Origin of the sequence: Butyrivibrio sp. FCS014 (assembly GCF_000526935.1) — a bacterium.
Taxonomy (GTDB): Bacteria; Bacillota; Clostridia; order Lachnospirales; family Lachnospiraceae; genus Butyrivibrio.
This window is the reverse complement of the sequence record NZ_JAHA01000019.1, coordinates 64257-88317: the sequence shown is the minus strand read 5'-3', so window position 1 is coordinate 88317 and position 24061 is coordinate 64257. Positions and strand designations below refer to the sequence as shown.

General features: G+C 45.9%; 22 protein-coding genes. 21 read left to right on the top strand and 1 reads right to left on the bottom strand.

Annotated elements, in window-relative coordinates; translation table 11 throughout:
- Positions 1–97 precede the first annotated feature (97 nt).
- The 17 genes from udp (at position 98) to T456_RS21530 (ending at position 16426) form a co-directional block, all read left to right on the top strand.
- Positions 98–874: a uridine phosphorylase gene (gene udp, locus T456_RS0113555; protein WP_024866559.1), complete on the top strand. Its 777-nt coding sequence runs from the start codon at positions 98–100 to the stop codon at positions 872–874.
- Positions 875–928: 54 nt separating this feature from the next.
- On the top strand, positions 929–2158 hold the full coding sequence (locus T456_RS0113550; RefSeq protein ID WP_024866558.1) for a BMP family lipoprotein: 1230 nt from the start codon (positions 929–931) through the stop codon (positions 2156–2158).
- Between the two features lie 107 nt (positions 2159–2265).
- Positions 2266–3810 carry an ABC transporter ATP-binding protein gene (locus T456_RS0113545; protein ID WP_035802183.1) on the top strand — a complete coding sequence of 515 codons (1545 nt, stop codon included), beginning with the start codon at positions 2266–2268 and terminating at the stop codon, positions 3808–3810.
- Positions 3810–4961: an ABC transporter permease gene (locus T456_RS0113540; RefSeq protein WP_024866556.1), complete on the top strand. Its 1152-nt coding sequence runs from the start codon at positions 3810–3812 to the stop codon at positions 4959–4961. Before T456_RS0113545 ends, T456_RS0113540 begins: the two co-directional genes overlap by 1 nt.
- On the top strand, positions 4961–5902 hold the full coding sequence (locus T456_RS0113535; RefSeq protein ID WP_024866555.1) for an ABC transporter permease: 942 nt from the start codon (positions 4961–4963) through the stop codon (positions 5900–5902). The genes T456_RS0113540 and T456_RS0113535 overlap by 1 nt, the downstream gene beginning before the upstream one ends.
- Positions 5903–5935: 33 nt before the next feature.
- A complete protein-coding gene (locus T456_RS0113530) occupies positions 5936–6361 on the top strand; it encodes a cytidine deaminase (RefSeq protein ID WP_035802179.1) in 426 nt (141 codons plus the stop codon).
- Positions 6362–6465: 104 nt separating this feature from the next.
- A complete protein-coding gene (gene rplS, locus T456_RS0113525; protein ID WP_022763985.1) occupies positions 6466–6816 on the top strand; it encodes a 50S ribosomal protein L19 in 351 nt (116 codons plus the stop codon).
- 90 nt (positions 6817–6906) lie between these two features.
- Positions 6907–7506: a signal peptidase I gene (gene lepB / locus T456_RS0113520; RefSeq protein ID WP_024866553.1), complete on the top strand. Its 600-nt coding sequence runs from the start codon at positions 6907–6909 to the stop codon at positions 7504–7506.
- A 14-nt stretch (positions 7507–7520) separates the two neighbouring features.
- Positions 7521–8393, top strand: coding sequence for a ribosome biogenesis GTPase YlqF (gene ylqF, locus T456_RS0113515; protein WP_024866552.1), 873 nt, complete (start codon positions 7521–7523; stop codon positions 8391–8393).
- Positions 8394–8429: 36 nt separating this feature from the next.
- Positions 8430–8969 (top strand): signal peptidase I, encoded by a 540-nt coding sequence (gene lepB, locus T456_RS0113510; RefSeq protein ID WP_024866551.1) that lies wholly within the window; start codon positions 8430–8432, stop codon positions 8967–8969.
- Positions 8969–9730 (top strand): ribonuclease HII, encoded by a 762-nt coding sequence (locus T456_RS0113505; protein WP_024866550.1) that lies wholly within the window; start codon positions 8969–8971, stop codon positions 9728–9730. The genes lepB (T456_RS0113510) and T456_RS0113505 overlap by 1 nt, the downstream gene beginning before the upstream one ends.
- A complete protein-coding gene (gene fliK, locus T456_RS0113500) occupies positions 9727–11559 on the top strand; it encodes a flagellar hook-length control protein FliK (protein WP_024866549.1) in 1833 nt (610 codons plus the stop codon). The genes T456_RS0113505 and fliK overlap by 4 nt, the downstream gene beginning before the upstream one ends.
- 11 nt (positions 11560–11570) lie before the next feature.
- The gene (locus T456_RS0113495; RefSeq protein ID WP_024866548.1) at positions 11571–11870 is read left to right on the top strand and encodes an EscU/YscU/HrcU family type III secretion system export apparatus switch protein; all 300 of its coding nucleotides are present in this window, start codon (positions 11571–11573) and stop codon (positions 11868–11870) included.
- A 17-nt stretch (positions 11871–11887) separates the two neighbouring features.
- A complete protein-coding gene (locus T456_RS0113490; RefSeq protein WP_024866547.1) occupies positions 11888–12253 on the top strand; it encodes a YraN family protein in 366 nt (121 codons plus the stop codon).
- A gap of 3 nt (positions 12254–12256) precedes the next feature.
- Positions 12257–13126: a peptidoglycan editing factor PgeF gene (gene pgeF, locus T456_RS0113485; RefSeq protein ID WP_024866546.1), complete on the top strand. Its 870-nt coding sequence runs from the start codon at positions 12257–12259 to the stop codon at positions 13124–13126.
- Between the two features lie 100 nt (positions 13127–13226).
- On the top strand, positions 13227–13922 hold the full coding sequence (locus T456_RS0113480; protein ID WP_024866545.1) for a response regulator transcription factor: 696 nt from the start codon (positions 13227–13229) through the stop codon (positions 13920–13922).
- Positions 13919–16426, top strand: a complete 2508-nt coding sequence (locus T456_RS21530) for a sensor histidine kinase (RefSeq protein ID WP_024866544.1) — start codon at positions 13919–13921, stop codon at positions 16424–16426. The genes T456_RS0113480 and T456_RS21530 overlap by 4 nt, the downstream gene beginning before the upstream one ends.
- Positions 16427–16561: 135 nt before the next feature.
- Here the strand turns inward: T456_RS21530 and T456_RS0113470 are convergent, their stop codons facing one another.
- Positions 16562–17758: a ribose-phosphate pyrophosphokinase gene (locus T456_RS0113470; protein ID WP_024866543.1), complete on the bottom strand. Its 1197-nt coding sequence runs from the start codon at positions 17756–17758 to the stop codon at positions 16562–16564.
- 130 nt (positions 17759–17888) lie between these two features.
- On the opposite strand from T456_RS0113470, the gene T456_RS20255 reads away from it, so the two are divergent.
- From T456_RS20255 to T456_RS22565, 4 genes are all read left to right on the top strand, one after another.
- Positions 17889–19253: a radical SAM protein gene (locus tag T456_RS20255; protein ID WP_035802176.1), complete on the top strand. Its 1365-nt coding sequence runs from the start codon at positions 17889–17891 to the stop codon at positions 19251–19253.
- Between the two features lie 8 nt (positions 19254–19261).
- Positions 19262–20590 carry a ribosome biogenesis GTPase Der gene (der, locus tag T456_RS0113460; protein ID WP_024866542.1) on the top strand — a complete coding sequence of 443 codons (1329 nt, stop codon included), beginning with the start codon at positions 19262–19264 and terminating at the stop codon, positions 20588–20590.
- Between the two features lies 1 nt (position 20591).
- Positions 20592–21269 (top strand): glycerol-3-phosphate acyltransferase, encoded by a 678-nt coding sequence (locus tag T456_RS0113455; protein WP_024866541.1) that lies wholly within the window; start codon positions 20592–20594, stop codon positions 21267–21269.
- Between the two features lie 100 nt (positions 21270–21369).
- Entirely contained in the window at positions 21370–24060 is a 2691-nt protein-coding gene (locus tag T456_RS22565; protein ID WP_024866540.1) for a hypothetical protein, read from the top strand.
- Position 24061 lies beyond the last annotated feature (1 nt).

Below are 24061 nucleotides of genomic sequence, written 5' to 3'. Positions count from 1 at the left end.
TTTTTGGTGACTTTTAGGGTTAAATGAATTATAATAAAGTATATATGTATTTTGATATGATACATTAATTAAACACAAGATGTTGGGGTAAACCAATATGGTAGACTATACAGAAGGTGCAGGATATCAGTACCATACACATGTTAAACCGGGAGATGTAGGAAGATATGTACTTCTTACAGGTGATCCGGGTAGATGTGAATCTATTTCCAAATATTTTGACGATCCTAAATTTGTTGCATATAACAGAGAATACAACTGCTACACCGGTTATTTGGACGGAGAGAAGGTCAGTGTTATGTCTCACGGTATAGGAGGCGCTTCTACAGCTATCTGCGTGGAAGAGCTCTATAAGTGCGGGGCAGATACCTTTATCCGTATGGGAACCTCAGGCGGAATGCAGGATGACGTAGTTGGCGGCGATATTGTCATTGCCTCCGGAGCCATCCGTGCCGAGGGTACATCCAAAGAGTATGCTCCCATTGAGTATCCGGCTGTGGCTACTTTTGATGTGGTAAATGCACTGGTTACAGGTGCTAAGAAGAACGGAGCCAAGTATCACGTTGGTGTATGCCAGTGTAAGGATTCCTTCTTCGGGCAGCATGAGCCGGAGACCAAGCCGGTTGGCCCGGAGCTTCTTTACAAGTGGGATGCCTGGATCAAGTGCGGATGCCTTTGCTCAGAGATGGAGAGTTCAACACTTTTCGTTGTGGGTGACTACTTAAGAGCAAGGACAGGAGCTGTTCTCCTTGTAGTTGCTAACCAGGAGAGAGCTAAAAAGGGACTTCCCAATCCCCAGGCCCATGATATGGAGATCGTTTACAAGACCACCATTGAGGCTATCAGGGAACTCATTAAATTGGATAAAGCCTGAAATATGGTTTTATTATAAATGTTTCTATCATATTTTATTAAACGGAGGGAAATTATGAAAAAGAAACTTCTCGCAGTTCTTATGGCTGCAACAATGGTATCTTCTCTCGTAGCTTGCGGCAATTCTGCTGCTCCTGCTGCTGAGACAACAGATACTCAGGCAACAGAGACAACAGTAGAGGAAGCAGCTCCTGCAGAGACTGCTGAGGCTACAGAGGCAGCTGAGCCCGCTGCTGACGCAACTTTCATGAAGGTTGCTATGGTTACAGACTACGGCGATATCACAGACCAGTCTTTCAACCAGTCAACATATGAGGCATGTAAGGCTTTTGGTGAGGCTAACGGCGTTGACTTCACATACTACAAGCCCGAAGGTGATTCAGATGCTGAGAGAGTTGCCATGATCGACAAGGCAGTAGCTGATGGATATAACGTAGTAGTTATGCCCGGTTACGCTTTCGCAGGCGCTATCAAAGAGACAGCTGATATGTATCCCGATGTTAAGTTCGTAGCTCTTGACGTTTCTGAGTACGATCTTGAGGGTGACGAGTCAGACTTCAACAACGAGACATTTGCTAACGTATTCTCAGCTGTATACCAGGAAGAGCTTCCCGGATACATGGCTGGTTATGCAGCAGTAAAGATGGGCTTCACAAAGCTCGGTTTCCTTGGTGGAATGGCTGTTCCTGCTGTTATCCGTTATGGTTACGGTTTCGTACAGGGTGCTGACGCTGCAGCTGCAGAGCTTGGCACAGACGTAGAGATCAACTATGCTTATGGTAACCAGTTCTACGGTGATTCCGACATCACAGCTGCTATGGATACATGGTATCAGGGCGGCACAGAAGTTGTATTCGCTTGCGGCGGTGGTATCTTCACATCTGCTGGTGAGGCAGCTGCTAAGGTTGGCGGCAAGGTTATCGGTGTAGACGTTGACCAGAAGGCCACAATCGACGGAATGTTCGGCGATGGCATCACAGTTACATCTGCTATGAAGGGTCTTCAGGCTACAGTTAACACACTGCTTTCAGCTATCAGAGATGGTCAGTGGGATTCTTATGCAGGCAAGATCCAGACTCTTGGTCTTGTATCTGCTGATGACATGAGCCTCAACTATGTAGGTCTTCCTTCATCAACTGTTTGGACAGATGGATTCACAGAGGCTGATTACAACGCACTTGTTGCTGATATGGTTAACGGCAAGATCACAGTTTCCAACGATTCTTCCGCTGAGCAGCCTTCAGCTACAACAGCTAAGATCAACTTCCAGGGCAACATTAAGTAATTAAAACTTATTATGGCCATTTGGTCATTAGGGCCGGCGGACTCATAATCTTCCGGCCTTATTTCTTACTATAGGGAAAACGAAATAAAAGTATGGAGGGTGTGTCAATGGCAGGAAACAGTGAATATGCTATTGAAATGCTGAACATTACCAAAAGGTTTCCGGGTATTATAGCCAATGATAATGTTACAGTGCAGCTAAAGAAGGGGGAGATCCACGCACTTCTGGGAGAAAACGGAGCAGGTAAGTCCACTCTCATGAGTGTGCTTTTTGGTCTTTACCAGGCTGAGGAAGGAATCATCAAGAAGGACGGTGTTGAGGTTAAGATCAATAACCCCAATGATGCCAATGACCTTGGTATCGGAATGGTACACCAGCACTTCAAACTGGTTCAGTGCTTCTCGGTTCTGGACAACATCATTCTCGGTGATGAGACTACCAAGCACGGAATACTTCAGAAGGACGAGGCCAGGAAAAAGGTTATGGCTTTGTCTGATAAGTATGGCCTTAAGGTAGATCCCGACGCCAAGATTGAGGACATTACTGTAGGTATGCAGCAGAGGACAGAGATCCTTAAGATGCTCTACAGAGATAACGAGATTCTTATTTTCGACGAGCCTACAGCCGTTCTTACACCTGCTGAGATCGATGAGCTTATGGAGATCATGAAGAACCTTGCCAAAGAAGGCAAGTCTATTCTTTTCATTTCCCACAAGCTTGCTGAGATCATGGCAGTTGCTGACAGATGTTCGGTACTTCGCCGTGGTAAGTATATCGGAACAGTTAACATTGCCGATACCAACCAGGACGAGCTCAGCCGAATGATGGTTGGCCGTGATGTACAGCTGGTAGCAACCAAAGAGGACAAGGAGCCAGGTAAGGTAATTCTTCATGTAGAGAACATGACAGTACCCAGCAAGCTCCATCACAATAATGCTGTTAAGAATGTATCCTTTGACGTTCGTGAAGGCGAGATCGTATGTATCGCCGGTATCGACGGAAACGGACAGACAGAGCTGGTTTACGGACTCTCAGGACTTGAGAACTGCACATCAGGCAAGATCACTCTTTCAGGCAAGGATATTACCCATGCCTCCATCAGAGAGCGTTCCACCAGCGGTATGAGCCATATTCCCGAGGACAGACACAAACATGGTCTTGTTATGGACTATTCACTGGCTTACAATCTGGTACTCCAGAGATACTTTGAGCCTGAGTTCAGCACCAAGGCAGGCTTCCTTAAGAAGGGCGCCATCAACAGCTACGCTGACAAACTGATAGAGCAGTACGATATCAGATCCAGCCAGGGTGCAGCTACAATCGCAAGGAGCATGTCAGGTGGTAACCAGCAGAAGGCCATCATCGCAAGAGAGATCGACAAGAATCCCGATCTTCTTATTGCGGTTCAGCCTACCAGAGGTCTGGATGTAGGTGCTATCGAATATATCCACAAGCAGCTTATCGCTCAGAGAGATGCAGGACACGCAGTGCTTCTGGTATCCCTTGAGCTTGAAGAGGTTATGAGTATTTCCGACAGGATCCTTGTAATGTACGAGGGTGAGCTGGTTGGAGAGTTTAATCCCAAGACAACAACGCCGGAAGAGCTTGGTCTCTACATGGCAGGCGCTAAGAGAAAGGAGATTGGAGCATAATGGGCAAAAAATCATCTGAAGGCTTCCTTTCAAAACCTGCCGTACAGTCCACTCTGGCTGCGCTTTTGTGCATCGTTATCGGTCTGCTGGTTGGTTATGTTGCACTTCTTATCATCAACCCCGCAGGAGCAACGGAAGCTATAATCACAATTCTTAAGAACTATTTCACTTATCCTACCAAGGCAGCTGCCATGAAGTATCTCGGCAATACCCTGGTAAAGGCAGCACCGCTTCTTATGTGCGCACTTTCAATCCAGTTCTGCTATCAGGCAGGTCTGTTCAATATCGGTGCGGCAGGACAGTATGTAGCAGGAGCAGGAGCAGCTCTTTTCTGCGCACTGCAGCTTAAGATGCCCTGGATCATCTGCCTTCTTGCAGCTCTTATTGCAGGCGGAATTTTCGGAATCATTGTAGGTCTTTTAAAGTCCTACCTTAACGTTAACGAGGTTATTTCAGGTATCATGCTTAACTGGATCGGCCTCTACACCGTTAACATGCTCCTCTCAGGAGTTAAAGAGACTGCCAGCCCTTATACAGTACAGGTTGCCAGTGTCAACAAGGGAGCAATCCTTCCTTCCCTGGGAATGGAGAAACTTTTTTCAAATAACAAATATGTTACAATAGCAATTCCTCTTGCGATCCTTATCGCAATTCTGCTTAAGGTAATCCTGAGCATGACAGTATTCGGCTATGAGATCAAGGCTACCGGTATTGCCAAGGATGCTGCCAAGTACAGCGGAATGAAAGAGAAGAGAAACGTTATAATCACACTGTTCATCGGCGGTGCTCTTGCAGGTCTTGGAGCAGCATTCCTGTTCCTTACAGGATACGAGCAGTGGTCCGTAACACAGTCATCGGTTCCCGGAATGGGCTTTAACGGTATTGCCGCTACCTTCCTTGGTGGTCTGGATCCTATCGGAACAATCTTTGCTTCCTACTTTATCCAGCACATCACCAGTGGTGGTTCTTATCTTGACAAGAATATCTATCCTTCACAGATTTCGGATTTCATTTCCGCTATCATCATTTATCTGTGCGGTTTTGTTCTGTTCTTCAAGATCCAGCTTAACGGCTGGCTCAGGGCAAGAGATGAGAGGGCTAAACAGCCACCGATTGTCCAGAGCAAAAAAGAGGAAGGAGGTAACAAGTAATGGTACTGCTTCTTCAATACACACTGTTATTTGCATCTGTTCTGATTCTCGTAGCTTTGGGTGGATGTTTCTCAGAGCACTCAGGTGTTATCAACCTGGGACTTGAGGGAATCATGGTTATGGGAGCTCTTGGCGGAGCGCTTACACTTAAGTACATCAGTCCGTCTACACCGGCACTTCTTATTGTGCTGGCTGTTATGGCAGCTTCTATCCTTTGCGGAGTTATTTATTCAATGCTTCTTGCGGTTGCATGTATCAACTTGAAGGCTGATCAGACCCTTGTAGGTACAGCCCTTAACATGCTGGCAGCTGCAGCAGCTACTGTAATCGTTAAGTCCATCAACATTGCAGAGAACCCTGACAACGTATCTTCAACTGTTCAGTATGTACAGACCAAGAAGGCACTGGTTGTTTCCATCGGTTCTTTCCAGTTCAACTGGTTCATGCTGGTAGCACTTATTGCGCTTATCCTGGCTTATGTAATTCTTTACAAGACCAGATTCGGCTTAAGACTTATGGCCTGCGGTGAGCACCCTCAGGCTGCGGATTCCGTAGGTATCAACGTTTACACCATGAGATGGTCAGGCGTTCTTATCTCCGGTATGCTGGCAGGTATCGGTGGTATCGTATATATCACAGCCGGCGTAAGTGAGTGGAAGTTCGAAGTTGGTGTAGCAGGCTTTGGTTTCCTTGCTCTGGCAGTTATGATCTTTGGTCAGTGGAAACCTATTAATATCGGACTTGCAGCCTTGCTGTTCGGTTTCTTCAGAGCTCTTTCAAACGTATACTCAGGATTTGATTTCCTGGCAGCTCTGAATATTCCCGGATCCGTATACAACATGATGCCTTACATCATTTCACTTATTGTTCTTGCATTTACATCATCCAATTCAAGAGCACCTAAGGCAGAGGGTATTCCTTACGATAAGGGATCAAGGTAATTTATATAATAAAGGGCACGATAGGACAAAAATATGGAAGACATTAACGTACGTGAACTTATTGAAACAGCTCTTAACATGAGGAGAATGAGTTATACTCCATATTCACACTGGAATGTAGGAGCAGCGCTCCTTGCAGCCGATGGCACCATCTATACAGGCTGCAACATCGAGAATGCTGCTTTTACACCCACCAACTGCGCTGAGAGAACAGCATTTTTCAAGGCTGTAAGCGAGGGTGTGAAGGATTTCAAGGCAATTGCCGTTGCGGGCGGCCCGGATGGACAGTGGGATGACCTTCCTTTCTGTTCACCCTGCGGTGTCTGCAGACAGGTAATGAGCGAATTCTGCAAGGATGATTTCAGGATATTCTGTGCTCAGTCGGTAGATAAGTACACAGAATATACACTCCCTGAGATAATTCCCGACAGATTCGGACCGAAAGATCTTTTGGGTTGACTTTTCTTCTATTCTTTGTTAAACTATAGTACGTTGTGACAATCAGACGGTCCTCTGATGCATTAATTGCGTTTAAGAACGTCCATGGAAATAGGAGAAGAAATATGAGTACAATTATCGAAGAGCTCGAGAAAGAGCAGCTGAACGCCAATGCGCCTCAGTTCCACACAGGTGATACTGTAAGAGTACACGCTAAGATCAAGGAAGGAAACCGTGAAAGAGTTCAGGTTTTCGAGGGAACAGTTAAGAAGATCCAGGGCGGCAGCAACCGTACAACATTCACAGTAAGAAAAGAGTCTTACGGTGTTGGCGTTGAGAAGACATGGCCCCTTCACTCACCTATCGTTGAGAAGGTTGAGGTTGTTAGAAGAGGTAAGGTAAGAAGAGCTAAGCTGAACTACCTTAAGGGACTTACAGGTAAGAAGGCTAAGGTTAAGGAGCTTGTTACCAGATAACTTGTTTTCAGAGGCAGTTACTGTCGTAAAGATAGTAATTGCCTTTTTTCATGGAAAAACACAAAAATCTTTGTTTGTGAGGTATCTTTAATGTTTCGCAGAAGAAATACACTTACTTTTCATCAGAAGAAAAAGAAGATAACTCCAAAACTTATCCGGGAGATCTTTTCCTGGATATCCATCACCATTGTTGCAGGACTTATAGCCCTTGGCCTTGTGCTTGCCTTTGGCATGCAGGTCAAGGTAATCGGTGATTCCATGGAGCCTACCATCAGCAACGGACAGAGTGTTGTGGTCAACAGGCTTTCGCTTACGATATTCAGTCCCAAGATTGGTGATATCATTGTATTTCTGCCAAATGGCAACGCTAATTCCCATTACTATGTAAAAAGAGTCGTAGCAGGCCCCGGTGAGACCGTTCAGATAACGGACGGAATTCTCTATGTAAACGGAGAGGAACGTGACGGCAAGAAGGATATATATGATAAAATAGAGGATGCAGGTATAGCATCCAATCCCGTTAAGCTTGGCAGCGGAGAGTATTTTGTCCTGGGTGATAACAGGAATAACAGTGAAGACTCCAGAAGCGCCAATATCGGCGTAGTCAAGCAGAGTATGATGGTGGGAAAGGTATGGTTCAAGCTTCAGTATGAAGAGGCAGGAGCCGGTCTTGTCCTTAACAACTATTGAGAAATGGAGAGCCTATGAATTATCAGTGGTATCCCGGTCATATGACCAAGGCTATGAGGATGATGCAGGAGAACATCAAACTCATAGATATAATTATAGAACTGACAGATGCCAGGATACCGGCGGCAGGCCGAAATCCTGATATTGATGAGCTTGGCAAGAACAAGTACAGGCTTATAATCCTCAACAAAGCAGACCTTGCAGACCCTGCAGTTACCGCAAGATGGAAGGAACACTACCAGAAGCAGGGCTACTTTGTCCTTGAGATGAATTCCAAGACCGGCAATGATGCAGGCAAGGTAAAAGAGCTGGTGCAGAATGCCTGCGCTGAGAAGATAGAGCGGGACAAGAAAAGAGGCATCGTGGGAAGACCTATCCGCGCGATGGTAGCAGGAATACCCAATGTCGGAAAGTCTACTTTCATAAATAAGCTTGCCGGAAGGGCTTCTGCCAAGACCGGAAATAAGCCCGGTGTCACCAAGGGTAAACAGTGGATCTCGCTTGGCAAGAACATGCAGCTTCTTGATACGCCGGGTGTTCTCTGGCCTAAGTTTGATGATGATACCGTAGGACTTCATCTGGCTTTGATAGGTTCAATGAACGATGATAACCTTGATATCGCAGAACTGGCCTGTGAACTTATAAAAATATTGTCAGAAACGTATCCAAATGCTGTATTTGAGAAGTATAATATAACAAAGGAGCAAGTTTCGGAGTACGAAGAGCAGATGTATTCCACACCTACAAGCGCTGTGCTCTCGGCAATCGCTTTCAACAGAAAGTGCTTCAAACAGGGAGCTGAGATTGACCTAAACAGAGCGGCAGCCCTTCTTCTGGATGATTTCAGAAACGGCAGGCTTGGAAGATTATCTTTGGAGCGTCCTTAATAAATTAGTGCCAAGGCACGGAAGCGAGACTAGAATATGAAATTTGAGACAGTATTAAAAGAGATCGCAAGCACAATTGTTTACCTGGCAGTCATTTTTGCACTGACATTTTTGTTCATTACTTTTGTTGCACAAAGAACTGAAGTAAGCGGACAGTCAATGGAGACCACACTGCAGGACGGAGATTCCCTTATAGTGGATAAGGTGACCTACAGATTCAGCGATCCCTTAAGATTTGACATTATCATATTCCCTTATCAGTACGGCAAGAACCAGTACTTCATAAAAAGAGTCATCGGACTTCCCGGTGAGACCGTTAAGATTGATGAGAGCGGAAATATATACATAAACGGAACCAAGCTGGACGAGGGGTACGGTGCTGAGGTTATCCAGGATCCCGGAAGAGCTATCGACGGTGTGACCCTTGGACCGGACGAATACTTCGTTTTGGGAGATAACCGCAATCACAGTATGGACAGCAGGGATATTTCAGTAGGGAATATCCATAAAGATAAGATCCTTGGAAAGGCCTTTATCAGGATCTATCCTTTCTCCAAGTTCGGAGGTGTAGACTGATGCAGTCCATGACCAAGATCAGGGAGATTCTTTCCGGCTGCAGCAGTGAGGAGGAATTTAAGGCTTTCAAGGACTCTTTTGCAGGGGATGAAAGAGCGGGAGTCCGTAAGCTTGTTGAGACAGCCGATAAGAGGCTGAAGGCTCTCTATGCGGAAATAGCCCGCATAGAAGAAATGAAAAAGTATGAGAAACAGTATGGGGATCTGGGGTATCTGTGCGGCATAGATGAAGTGGGCCGCGGTCCTTTGGCAGGACCTGTCTACGCAGCTGCCGTCATTCTTCCTAAAGACAGTGATATTCTGTATCTAAACGATTCCAAGAAATTATCCGAAAAAAAGAGAGAAGAGCTTTATGATGTCATCATGGACAAAGCTGTAGCTGTGGGGATCGGATCCGCTACCTGTGAGAGGATAGATGAGATCAATATTCTGCAGGCTACCTTTGAAGCCATGACACAGGCTGTTAACAGCCTTTCGGTTAAGCCACAGGCTCTTTTGATCGATGCTGTGCATATCCCGCAGCTTGAGGACTACCGGCAGATATCCATAATAAAGGGTGATGCCAAGAGCGTTTCAATTGCGGCGGCCAGCATTATAGCCAAGGTGACAAGAGACAGGGTGATGAAGGAGATGGCCTTGCAATATCCCGAATATGGATTTGACTCCAACAAGGGATACGGCAGCGCGGATCATATAGCAGCCATCAAGAAATACGGCCCCTGTCCGATACATAGAAGATCATTTATAGGAAACTTTGTATGAACGGAATTTCTAATGTATCACAATTGAGCAGACAGGTTATGGTGGATGGCAGGGAGGTTTCCCAGTCCGGCAGTGAGAGCCAGGGCAAGCTCCCTGAGCTTAAGACGGGCTCCACCATACAGGGAACTGTTGTGTCAATTACAGATACCGAGGGCGGTAAGATCGCCAATGTGGAAGTCGGCGATTCAGTCATATCCGCCAAACTTCAGGACGGCATGAACCTCCGCGAAGGCCAGACTCTGAATTTTAACGTTAAGTCTTCAGGCCCCGGGGGCGTGTCCATAACACCGCTTTATGAGAATACCTCTGCAGACCAGAGCACCTTAAAGGCGCTTGCGGCTGCAGGTCTTGAGATCAATAATGACAATATCCAAATGGTCAAAGATATGATGGAAGCTCAGCTTCCCATTAACAGGGAAGCGCTTCTTGAGATGAGCAAAAATCTTCAGACCTATCAAAACACTTCAATCTCCACCATGGTTGAGATGAAGAGCCTCAATATTCCTATCAACGAAAACAATATACAGCAGTTCCAGAATTACAAGAACTACGAGCACCAGGTGACTGACGCCATGGAAAGCATCATAGATGAGCTTCCGGAAGCCTTTAATGAGCTGTCAGGTGCGGGAAATGATTCCGCTGCTTTAAAGCTCTACGGGCAGGTGTTAAAGCTCTTTTCCGAAGGAGCACAGATGGCTGAAAGCGGTGTTGCAGAAGCTTCGGGAAAAGAGGCAGAGGCTGCAGGGCAGGTTGCGGCAGAGGAGCCCGCTGCCGATGCAGATGGCAAACAGGTGCCGGTGCAGGAACAGGTACAGGAACAGGGAACAAAGGCCGAGACCATGGGACAATCTCCTGAAACAGCCGCTGCGATGCAGGGCGAGATTGAGGGAAGCGAAGAAGGTGCCAAGTCCGGCAATGTACAGGCTGAGCAGAATGCTGTCCGGGAAGAAGCTTCCGGAGGGAATGCTTCTGCCAAGGCCCCTCAGCTAGATTCAAGATTTGTTGATAACTTAAGAAACCTTGGTATTTCCGAGGATACCATAAAGAACTACAACGAAGCCCTTAAACTTACCCAAAACGGAGAGTCTTCTCCAAAGCTTGAGCTTGCCCAGAAGGAGCTGCTAAAAGAGCTGTCACAGGCCTTTGAGCAGTCAGATCTTAATACCTTAGGAGACAAGACGGTATGGAAAAATATCTTTTCCCACGAGGATTACAGTAAGCTTCTTAAGGACAGTATCTCCTCCCAGTGGACCCTTAAACCCGGAGATGTTGAGAAGAAGGAGAATATAGATAATCTCTACCAGAGGCTTGGAAATCAGATAAAGGGCCTTACGGAGACCATCAGTAATACCCTTGGGGCGGAGTCCAAGCTTGGGCAGGCTGCCAATAACCTGCAGAACAATCTTGATTTCATGAACCAGCTTAATCAGATGTTCCAGTATGTCCAGCTGCCTCTTCAGATGACGGGGCAGAATGTTCACGGAGATCTTTTCGTTTACAGGAACAAACATAGTAAGATGAGTGAAGACGGCTCTGTCAGCGCCGTGCTTCACCTTGATATGGAGCATATGGGCCCCGTTGATGTATATGTTAAGCTTCTTGATACAAAGGTCACCACGAATTTCTATGTGGCTGATGAATCCGTTATTGATCTTATCAATGACAATATACATATTTTGAATGAAAGGCTTGAAAAGCGCGGCTATTCCATGAATGTTACCCTGAAGCTCCATGATGAAATGGACGGACAGGATGCGGCGGTGGATGAGATGCTGGATGTCATGAAGACTCCCGTGATCTCCACAGCTTCTTTTGATGCCAGGGCTTAAAGTGAGGTTTTATGCCGGACAATAAGGAAAAAGAAAAAGTAAAAACCGCGGTGGCGCTGGCTTACGATCCCAATGAAGACGGAGCCCCCAAGGTCATAGCTTCGGGAAAAGGCGCTCTGGCTGAAAAGATCATTGAGAAGGCCAAGGAGAGCAAGATCCCTGTCCACGAGGATGATAAGCTGGCGGAGACTCTCTCACGTCTGGAGATCGGTGAGATGATCCCTCCCGAGCTCTATGAGGTTGTGGCTGAGATTCTGGTATTTGTTGATGCCATGGATAAGATCAAAGCCAAGGACAAGAGCAGGAAATAAAAATTCGGAGTAATGATTTGAATAAAAGAAGTGTAGGTACAGGTTATGAATCTCTGGCGCTTCAATACATCGAGGATAATGGCGCAGAGGTTATGGAAACAAATTACAGAAACAAAAGCGGCGAGATCGACATTATAGCCAGGGATGGAAAGTATATCTGTTTTATAGAGGTTAAATACAGAAGCAGTGACAGATTCGGCGGCCCCGAGGCCGCCGTTAATATTGTAAAGCAGAAGAGGATCTGCAGGGTATCACGGTACTACCTTTACAGTAAGGGATATGACCTTGATACGCCGGTAAGATACGATGTTTTGGCGCTGGACGCAGATGCCGGGGCGCTTACTGCTAAATGGCTGAAAAATGCTTTTGATTACGTGGGGTGAAGAATGGAGAACATCAGGATTAAAAGATACGGAAATGAAAAGACAATGGAGCTTAGGGATCACAATGGCCTTAAATATCTTGTTTTTCCAAGGATAGAGGAGCTTGGATTTGTTGACCATCTCTTCAGCACAAGGCTTGGAGGCGTCTCAAAGGGCTATTACAGCGAGTGCAACCTAAGCTATACAAGAGGCGATGAAAAAGAGGCTGTGGATGAGAACTACAGAAGGATCGCCGACGCTTTGGGACATGGAAGGAGCCTTGATGATTTTGTTTGCACCTTCCAGACCCACACAACAAACATAAGAGTTGTGACAGAGGAAGACAGAGGCAAAGGCCCCGCAAGGCTTCGGGACTACACGGATATCGACGGTCTTATCACAAATGTTCCCGGAATAATTCTCGGCTCTTTTCACGCGGACTGTCCTCCGGTATATATCATCGATCCGGTAAATAAAGCCATTGGCCTTGTGCACTCAGGCTGGAAGGGTACCGTGGGTAGAATATCGGGCGGAGCTGTTGCCGGGATGAAAGAGTGCTACGGCACTGACCCGAAAGACTGTATCTGCGCCATAGGTCCCTCTATTTGCGGCGAGTGTTACGAGATAGGCGAGGATGTGGCGACGAAGATAAGGGAAGCTTTTTCGGAAAAAGAACTTGCGGATGGAGGAATCCTTGTGCCGTATCCCGAGGGAAAATACAGGCTTTATCTGTGGAACGCCATAAAGATGACTCTTTTGACCGCAGGAATTAAGGAAGAGAACATTATAGTCACCGATATCTGTACAAGATGCAACCCGGATCTTTTGTTCTCCCACAGGATTCATGGAGAGAATAGGGGCAACTTGTGCGCTTTTTTGTCAATAAAACCCTAAATTAACGAATATTCGTTTATTTCTTAAGAAATCTTAAGAAATTTCGACGGTAAATCTTAAGAATTTAATGATTTAATTAATAGTGAAAGTTGAGGACGATATGGAAAATATATTAGTGTGTGACGACGACAGAGAAATAGTTGAGGCCATTGAGATCTATCTCGAGCAGGAAGGCTTCCGGGTTTTCAAGGCTTACGACGGCGAGGAGGGATTGTCAGTCCTTCGCAGGAATGAGATCCAGCTGGCGATTGTTGATATCATGATGCCTAAGCTTGACGGTATTCACATGGTGAAGGAATTAAGGCGCTTTTCTACGATACCGGTGATCTTTCTGTCCGCCAAATCCGAGGATTCAGACAAGATCCTTGGGCTCAATATCGGAGCCGATGACTATGTGACAAAGCCCTTTAATCCTCTTGAGCTGGTGGCAAGGGTCAAATCCAATGTCAGAAGATTCACTACACTGGGAACGGCAGTTGAGTCCGAGAACGTGTATGTGAGCGGAGGTCTTGTGATCGATGATAATGCCAAGATCTGCACCCTTTACAATGAGGTGGTAAGGCTTACCCCCATTGAGTACAAGATTCTTGCGTTCCTTGCCAAGAACAAGGGAAAGGTATACTCCATTGAGCAAATCTATGAGAATATCTGGGGAGACCACGCCTATAAGTCAGACAACACAATAGCTGTCCATATCAGACATATCAGAGAAAAGATTGAAGTGGATCCCCGTGAGCCCAAATACCTTAAAGTGGTGTGGGGCGTGGGATACAAGATTGAGGAAGACGCCAGATGAAAAAAAGTATGAAAAAAGAGCGGGTCATACGGGTTATCCAGCACCTTTTGGCCGCATGTATTGCCTTTGTGGCAGCCGTGTCCATAGCGGGCACATCCATAGTCATAAGAGGGCTAAGCGGAGACACATCCTATAACCTCTATGAATCCGACAACAGCAGAAGCTACGAGGATTCCTACCTGTTCAACAACATTTTGGGGAATAACATCTCGGATGTTTTGAGGCATGTAGCGGTAAGGTCACAGCTTGAGACCTCGGGCTTTTACGACGACCGCAAGAAGATTGATGTTACGGCCTATGTCAACAGGGGAGCAGCCCTTACCGGTGACTATGTAACTGCGGTTTATTATCTGTCTGACCTTCTTAAGTGGGCTCAGAGCGGATTTAAGTATGAGACCAGGAGTTTTACCGATGAGGAGAGTGCTAATTTCCTCAACACCTTTTCCACCTACACACATCTTAAGGACAATAGATATGCCGGTGGAATGAATTCCTACCTCAATTCACAGATCGAGGGCAACAGCGTATATTTTGCAATTTCTGGCAATTCGGTACCTTCCGGCGGGGAGCACACAGTTCTTTTGTCCAGATATCAGACCGTGGACGGCAAGAACATTGAAGACCTGGTTTCATCCTGGGAAGAGTACAATCTCATCTGCAGCTATGTTGAGGAGTCGGCAAAAGACCTGCTTAATAACTATGAGGAATACGCCAAGGCCCTTAAGTATTATGACTATCTGAACACCAATTTAAGGTACTATATCACAAGATCCATCAACGGCAAGACAGAGGTCTTTACCAATGTAACAGAGCTGATGGGAGAGACTACCGGAATTGATATATCAGAGCTTTTTAAGAACTACGGAAGATACGTATATTATTGCCCCTATGAGCTTACCTATGATACCAATACCCAGCTCAAGGAGAATGTTGTTAGGAGTATCGTAAAGTCCTACAGCTATGCTTATCCCGACCAGGTTAAGATCTATATCGGAGTTGATACTGCTAATTACGGAGCAGAAGATTCTTTTATCCAGGGCAGGAGCAACTTTACCAAGTATATGCCCGGAAGGAACGCACTGATCGTTGTCGGTGTCATGGCATTTCTTGCTTATCTTGTGCTGATGATCATCTATATAGCAGGAATACGCCCGATTACGGAGGATAATGATGTAAAGGGTATGGCAGGGCCTTCTGCACCTGCAGCTGCGGCACCTGTCGGCAGGATATACACAGAAGGAATTGTTCTAATCGGACTTCTTATAATGTCCGTTCCTGCGGCTTTCTTTGCTCTTCTTGGAAAAGTTCAGGGCAGCTACGGCAGCATGGTAAGGGCTTCATATTTCCCTTATGCTTTTGCAGCTGGGGCATTTGTAGCCAGCATCGGATTCCTTTACATGGTTTATTCCCTTATCCGCAGGGCAAGAGAGAAGAAGGCCTGGAAAGAGAGCTTTATCAGGGCGCTGTCGGTAGGATTTAAGAATCTTATAGTTAATACCACCGATAACGGCAATGTTATCATAAGGACCTGGATACCCTTCGTACTTTTTGTTGCCATGAATCTGCTTTTGTTTAAGGCAGGGATCCCCGGCATAATAGTTGCGGTATGTATGGACGTGCTGGTGGGAATCTATGTTTACAGGCAGAACCTTGACAGAGACAGGATCATTCATGTCATAGAGAACATCAAGAACGGCGACGTTAAGGCCAAGGTAGATACTGAAGGACTTCACGGAGATAATATCAACCTTGCGGAGGCGGTAAATTCCATAGGAGACGGTATTCACAAGGCAGTTGATACAAGCATGAAGGATGAGAAGCTTAAAGCTGATCTTATCACCAACGTTTCTCACGATATCAAGACGCCCCTTACTTCCATCATTAACTATGTGGACCTTATTAAGCGTGAGGAGATAGACAACGACAGGGTAAAAGAGTACATCGAAGTGCTTGATGCCAAGTCCCAGAAGCTCAAGCAGCTTACCGAGGACCTTGTGGAGGCCTCCAAGATAAGCTCGGGAAATATCAGCATACAGATGAACAAGATCAACTTTGTTGAGATGGTAAATCAGACCATCGGCGAGTTCTATGAGAAGTTCGAAAGGAGCAACCTTCAGCCGATTTTCAAGCCCGATGAACCCGTGATGAATGTTATGGCTGATCCAAGGCATTTGTGGCGTGTTATAGAGAATCTTCTCAACAACGTATGCAAATACGCCCTTCCGGGAACCAGAGTATATATGGACATGCATCTGCTTCAGAAGGAAGGAAGCGAAGATGAGGTGATATTCTCCATCAAGAATATTTCTGCATCGGAGCTTAATATAGATGCAGCAGAGCTGTCAGAGAGATTTATCAGAGGAGACGAATCAAGGACTACAGAGGGAAGCGGCCTTGGACTTTCAATAGCCAAGAACCTTACCACTGCCCAGGATGGAACCTTTGATATAGCTCTTGACGGAGATCTGTTCAAAGTAATAATCAAACTTAAGGCAGCGAAGTGATGGGCGCGGAATGATGGCCCTTAATGGCATAATCGACATAGCGGCATCAGCATAGTGACAAATATAAGAAAACCTCTTCGAAGGACGGAGTAGATCAGTCTTCGAAGAGGTTTTTTGCTGCTTGGATAATGCTAATTACTCGTAAAGCTCAGGTGCAATAAGTCCGTTGTTGTACTTCTCGACGATCTCATGGATCTTGTCGGTAGGCATGTTAACAGTGGACATTGATGCGTCGTGGTTAAGGAAGTCGATGATGGTTGCCAGGAACTTGCCCATATCTGCGATAAACAGGTACTTGCGGGACTTAACATCATCGTTCATGTAGGTCAGGTTAGTAGTAATAACTGCATCGAAATAGCCCTTCTCATAGCCCTCATCAAAGCGCTTCATACCGTCGGTGAAAAGACCGAAAGTGGTGCAGATGAAGACTCTTTTTGCTCCCATGTTCTTGAGCTGTCCGGCTGTGTCGATCATTGAGGAACCGGAGGAGATCATATCATCGATGATGATAACGTCCCTGCCGGAGATATCGGATCCAAGGAACTCATGGGCAACAATAGGGTTGGAGCCGTTTACGATGTGAGCGTAGTCACGGCGCTTATAGAACATACCGGTATCAGCACCGATAACATTTGCAAAATATACGGCTCTGTCAAGGGCGCCCTCATCGGGAGAGATGACAGTCAGGTGATCCTTATCAACGGTAAGGTCACTTATATGTGACAAAAGAGCCTTCATGAACTGGTAGGATGCAAGGAAATTGTCGAATCCGCCCAGAGGCTTAGCATTTGATATTCTGGGATCGTGAGCATCAAAGGTAATGAAATTGGATATGCCCATGTCGTGAAGCTCTTTAAACATCTGAGCCGCATCCAGGGATTCCATTCCGTTTCTCTTGTGTTGTCTGCCTTCATAGAGGAAGGGCATTATAACATTTATTCTCTTTGCCTTGCCTGTAATGGCTCCGATGACACGCTTAAGATCCTGATAATGATCATCGGGAGATTTGTGGTTAACATAGTTGTACATCTTGTAGGTGATGCTGTAATTGCAGACATCGGTAAGGATGTAAACGTCGTTACCTCTTACACTCTCAAGGATAGTAGCCTTGGATTCTCCGCTGCTGAAGCGGTCAAGGCGATAGTCTATAAGGAATGAATCCCTGACATATCCCTGAAATGCAGGATCTGAATCAGGCATTTTGTAGAGATTATGTCTGAACTGTGCAATATAACGGTCTACACTTTCACCCAGCTCCTTGGCTGACTCCATAACAATAAGGTTAAGGGGAGCTACAGGTATAAGTGATTCCAATTGATGAAAATCGGGCATAAAAAGAAACCTCCAAGTCCAAAAGATTTGTGGTAATCCACTTATTGTTTTATCATCTGTATTACTGACACGTCAAGATTTTTAAGGTATAATAACAAGAAGATTGCGCATATTTGGATAAGGACAGTATATGACTAAAAAGAACGGTCACGTCATCGGAGTGGTAGTCCCCGGCAGTATTGCCGAAGAAATGGGGATCGAGCCCGGTGACATGCTTCTTAAAATAAATGATGAAGAAATAGGCGATATTTTTGATTACCAGTTTCTTGTTCAGGACGATCACCTGGATATTCTTGTTAAGAAGAAAGACGGAGAAGAGTGGCTTCTGGACATTGACAAGGATTTTGACGAGGAACTTGGCATTGAATTTGAGAACGGCCTCATGGATGATTACAGATCCTGCTGCAACAAATGCATCTTCTGTTTCATCGACCAGATGCCAAAGGGCATGAGACCTACGCTTTATTTCAAGGATGACGATTCAAGACTGTCCTTCCTTCAGGGCAATTATGTCACACTGACTAATATGTCCGACGCGGATATCGACAGGATATTAAAGTACCATCTTTCTCCCATCAATGTGTCTTTTCAGACAACGAATCCTGAACTTAGATGCAAGATGCTGGGCAACAGGTTCGCCGGTGAAGCCCTCAAGAAGGTGGACAAACTATGCGCGGAAGGCTCCGGAATAGAGCTTAACGGCCAGATCGTGCTCTGCAAGGGAGTTAATGACGGTGATGAGCTTGAAAGGTCCATATCAGACCTCACCAAATACATTCCCAATCTTCAGAGTGTATCTGTGGTTCCGGTTGGACTTTCCAAGCACAGAGAGGGCCTTTATCCGCTGGAGCCCTTTGACGGCGAGGATGCAGCCAAAGTCATCGACCAGATAGAGAGATGGCAGAAAAAGGTCTATAATGAACATGGAATTCATTTCATCCACGCCAGCGACGAGTGGTATTTCCTGGCAGGAAGGGATTTCCCTGAGGCCGAGCGCTACGATGGGTATATTCAGCTGGAGAACGGCGTTGGTATGATGCGTCTTTTCATCGATGAATATGAAGATGCCTTCAGGCGGGCAGTAGCAACCAGGGCCAAAGAGATAGCGGCTGTAAACAGACACATCTCCATGGCTACGGGAAGGCTGGTTTATCCCTGCATTCGGGACATGGCAGCCAAGGCAATGCAGATTTGTCCTGGACTTAAAGTGGATGTTTATGAGATAATAAACGAGTTTTTTGGTGAGAGGATCACCGTTTCGGGCCTTCTTACAGGTCAGGATATCATTGGGCAGCTACGGGGCAAGGACCTCGGACAGATGCTGTATCTTCCCGAGAACCTCTTAAGGAGCGGAGATGATTTCCTTCTTGATGATGTGAGGGTTCCGGATATAGAAAGGGAACTGAATGTGCCCGTAGGAATAGCCAAGAGTGACGGGTACGAGTTTGTGGCAGATCTCTTTGGCCTTGATGCCAGTGAGCTTATGCCGGAATAAGGATAATTATGAGCAGGAAGAATATTGTAGCAGTGGTCGGAAGACCCAACGTAGGTAAATCATCATTGTTTAATGCCCTTGCAGGCAGTAGGATTGCCATTGTGCAGGATACTCCGGGCGTTACAAGAGACAGGATCTATCAGGATGTCGAGTGGCTCAATCACAGCTTCACGCTGATCGATACCGGTGGTATTGAGCCTGATTCCAATGATGTCATCCTTTCACAGATGAGGGAGCAGGCGCAGATTGCTATTGACACAGCTGATGTCATCATCTTCATGGTAGACGTCAAGTCCGGACTTGTGGATGCGGACTTCCAGGTAGCGGATATGTTAAGGCGCTCAGGCAAGCCCATAGTCCTTTGTGTAAACAAGGTAGATAATTACAACAGAGATCAGATGGACGTCTATGAGTTCTATAACCTCGGAATCGGCGATCCCTTCCCGATTTCTGCTGCCAACAAGCAGGGAATCGGTGATCTTTTGGAAGAGGTGGTAAGCCACTTCACCAAGCAGTCGGTAGAGGAAGAGGAAGATGACTCCATTAAGGTTGCCATTATCGGTAAGCCCAATGTAGGTAAGTCCTCCATCATCAACAGACTTATCGGTGAGAACAGACTTATTGTTTCTGATGTTGCGGGAACAACCCGTGATGCCATAGATACCGAGGTCAAGCACAACGGCAAGAAATATGTGTTTATCGATACCGCCGGACTTCGCCGTAAGAACAAGGTCAAGGATGCACTGGAACACTACATGATCGTAAGGACTGTCGGGGCAGTTGAGAGAGCTGATGTAGCGATTCTCGTCATCAATGCCGAGGAAGGTGTAACAGAGCAGGATGCCAAGATCGCAGGCATTGCCCATGAGAGCGGCAAGGCAGTTATCATAGCCGTGAATAAATGGGACCTTATCGAGAAGGACAACCACTCGGTCAAGGAATTTACCAAGGACATCAGAAATACTCTGGCCTTTATGAATTACGCAGAGATAATGTTCATCTCGGCAGAGACCGGACAGCGTCTTATCAAGCTCTACGATATGATCGACACAGTAAGCGAGAACCATGCTCTCAGGGTTTCCACGGGAGTTCTTAACGAGATCATGTCCCAGGCAGTTGTAATGCAGCAGCCACCAAGTGACAAGGGCAAGATCCTTAAGCTCTTTTACATTACCCAGGCATCGGTCAAGCCGCCTACCTTTGTAATATTTGTAAACGACAAGAACTTAATGCACTTCAGCTACACTAGATATATTGAGAATCAAATAAGGGAGGCCTTTGGTTTCAAGGGTACACCTTTAAGATTTATTATCAGGGAGAGAAAAGAGGACAAATAGTATGGAAAGAGTTGTATGTTTACTTATCGGTTACGTTTTTGGGCACTTTCAGACAGCAGTTATGTACTGCAAGATGAAGGGCGTAGACATCAGAAGCGTAGGAAGCGGCAATGCGGGAACCACAAACACCCTTCGTGTTATGGGACCTAAGGCCGGAGCGATAGTTCTTTTGGGGGATATGCTTAAATGCATGCTGGCTATCTTTGTAAGCTACCTGATCTTCGGCAGGAACAATCCCGATTACATGATCCTGTACATGACCTATACAGCTGCAGGAAGCGTTCTGGGACATGATTATCCTCTGCACCTTCATTTCAAGGGCGGCAAGGGAATTGCATGTACCGCCGGCTACACCATTTACCTTAGCATTCAGTATACCTGGCTGTTTTTCCTTATGGGACTGATCTCATTCTTCGTTCCCTTTAACCTGTTCCATATCGTATCGGTATGCAGCCTTTTCTATTACACATGTCTTTTCATTATGACCATTATTTACGGTCAGATGGGCGGCTTTGGTGTGATCGGAACCCAGATACCTCAGAGCGCACTTATCGAGGTATATGTGATTCTGTTCCTCCTTACAGCCCTTGCTTACTTCCAGCACAGAGGCAATATCAAGAAGCTTCTTGCCGGCAAGGAGAGAAAGACCTACATCTTCAAGAAAAACAAGGTAGATTGATTTATCAAAAGCGCTAACCTACGTGGTTGGCGCTTTTTTTTATGCCAAGGATTACTTATAATAGATTAGTGAGCAATGATTCAAGGAAGGTAAACCGGCTATGGGAAGATTTGTAGATGAGGTAAAAGAACTTGATGCTCCGTTTCAGGCTAACGATTACGACGGAGAGAGTGATACTGCTTTTACAATTGAGAAAGGCACTATCCCTGTAATGATCTCAGCACCTCATGCGGTCAATCATTTCAGAAACGGAACAGTTAAATATGCCGACAGGTACACCGGAGGTATTGCAAGGTTCCTTCACAAGGCGACAGGCTGCCATGTGATCTATGCCTGCAAAAGCACAAACTGCGATCCAAATTATGATGAGCCCGGAACCAACGACTATCAGGATGCACTGAAGGAGTATCTTGAGAAGCACGATGTGAAGCTTCTGATCGATATTCACGGTGCTTCCAAAGAGCGGGAATATGCAGCCGAGATGGGAACAGCTCCCCGTCAGGATTCTCCAAAAGGCGCTGCTTATGAGGAGGATCCGTCTCTTCATGGATTCAAATTCGCCGCGGATATCATAAAAAGCCTTCTGGAAAGCGGTATCAGATACTGCGAAACCAATAAAAAAGAAATCTGGAAAAACAAAATATTCGATGCAGGCGGACAGAACACCGTTACAAAATTCATTTCGGAAAATACGGATACTGCCTGCGTGCAGCTTGAGATTAACGGAACATACAGAGATCCGGGAAACAGGGCTATGTTTTCTTCATTGATCCGCAGCCTTGTGAATATCGTTAATCTCCTTGGAATAATAGATTACGATGATAAAATCAAAAATGCCAATTGGGAAAAGAGGCTTCAATCCTGCCGGAAGGCATTTGAAAAAGGCCGGAGCGGAAGAGGTAAGACAAATTTCTTTAAAGTGACCCCAGGAGCATCGGATGTTGTTCTGTGTGTTAAGAATAAAGGCGCCTCAAGCAGCTCAAAGGAATATAAGAATCTGCAAAAGATGGCAAGAAAGCTTGCTGTAAGTACGGGATGCGGCCTTCTGACAGCTTCAAAGACCCCGGGAACAGATGCGGAAAAGAAGGCGATGGAGAGGGACTACTGCGCCCTTATTTCTGCAAATGTCGTAAATACGGTAGTGGAGCTTGAAACAGATCCTGCGGCAAAGGGAGGGATAAAGATCAGCGCTTATGGGGAAGACAAAGACTTCCTTGATAAGCTGGTTCTTTTTACTGAAGAATATGTGTATGGCGAAAAAGACGAGGTCCTCGAAGCCGATGTTCTTAAGGCTGCAGGGAAGCTTATAAATCTTCTTGATACAATGGATCCAATGGCTGACAGTTATGATGTTTACAGGCTTTGGCAGGCCAGTTCCAAGTCACATATACCTCAGGATAAAATAGAGTTTCCTATAAGTGAGGAAAGTGCATTTACAGTTAATGACCTGGTACACGTGTGCTCCCCTGAAGGAGTACACCAGACAGCCAGGGTAAATGCTGTAAATAAGGTCACATTATCTGAACTTCAGAGCTTCCTTGGGGACTCTTTGCAGGATTCAAAGCCGGAATATGTTATCCTTACAAACCGTCTTATTGAGCTTCTCTTTGGAAGAGAGTGGATTGAGGGATTGGAAGAGGTACCGGGGCTTAGGGGAGCTCCCGTAATAGTGTATGAAAATCACACTGACCGCTACGAGATAGGAGTTCCAAAAGCGGATCAGGTAAACAGAATTGCCCTTTCCACGGCTCTTTTTAAGGCTAAGAGGCAGTCCGCAGATAAATACGAATATCAGCTTATCAACAGATACTCCGATTCCAGAATCCATATTGATGTGGAGAATTCGGATTATAAGGATAACGGAAGAGTTAAGAGCAAAGATGGTACGCCTGAAGCCAAAAAAGTCATGATGCCAAGATATTACAGACTCATGATGGGCTACCTTGAAAAGCCCTTAAAGACATTGCGGGCAGAGGAATACAAGAACATTCTTGTGCAACTGTCGGAAAGACAGGAAAAAACAGGTGCAAATGGCGATTCGGAGCCTGAGATCACGAAGGAAGATTTTGACAGATGCTACAGCAAGATTCCGGGACAGGCCTATTATCAGCTTGTTTATCCTGACGAGGCGGCTTCTCTTGAGGAGAGAGCTCTTTATGAAGAGTCTGCTGCTAGGGTCGTAAAGTACCTTGAGAGCATCGGGGCCTATAGCATGGTGGACATGATAAGGGTGCCCAAAAAGCGTCCTGCCAAAAAGAATCTTAGAGACAGGCTTCGCAGCCTTAGAAACCGGATCTGGGTGAAGATCCTCAAGATCACCATCGGAAGAGCTGAATATATCCTTAAGACCAGCTGGGCCGGCGATACTGATGACAAGAACAGTGTTGCAAGACTTAACGGCAATATGATGAGTCTTTTGGGCGTATCAGAGAACGATAAGATCCAGATATGCTTCGGGGATAATATCATAACCTTGAGAGTGCTGGAAAAGGACGAGCTTTCGGACTATGAGATCGGAATCCCTTCCTCGGGAAGGCGGGCCCTTAAGATGAACAGCATCAACGATATTGTCATAGTCCAAAGGGATATGGTTCACGCCTTTAAGCGGCATTCCCAGGAGCAGACGATAGCTATCCTGGGTACAGTGCTGGCTGTGGCGCAGGTACTTACTGCCTTTGAGATATTTACAAATTCCGTTGCCGGTATAATCTGCGGCGTGGTTATATGCATCCTGGCCATCATACTGATACTGTATCTGGCCCTGAGTGAAGAGAGAGTTAAGGTGAAGTGAT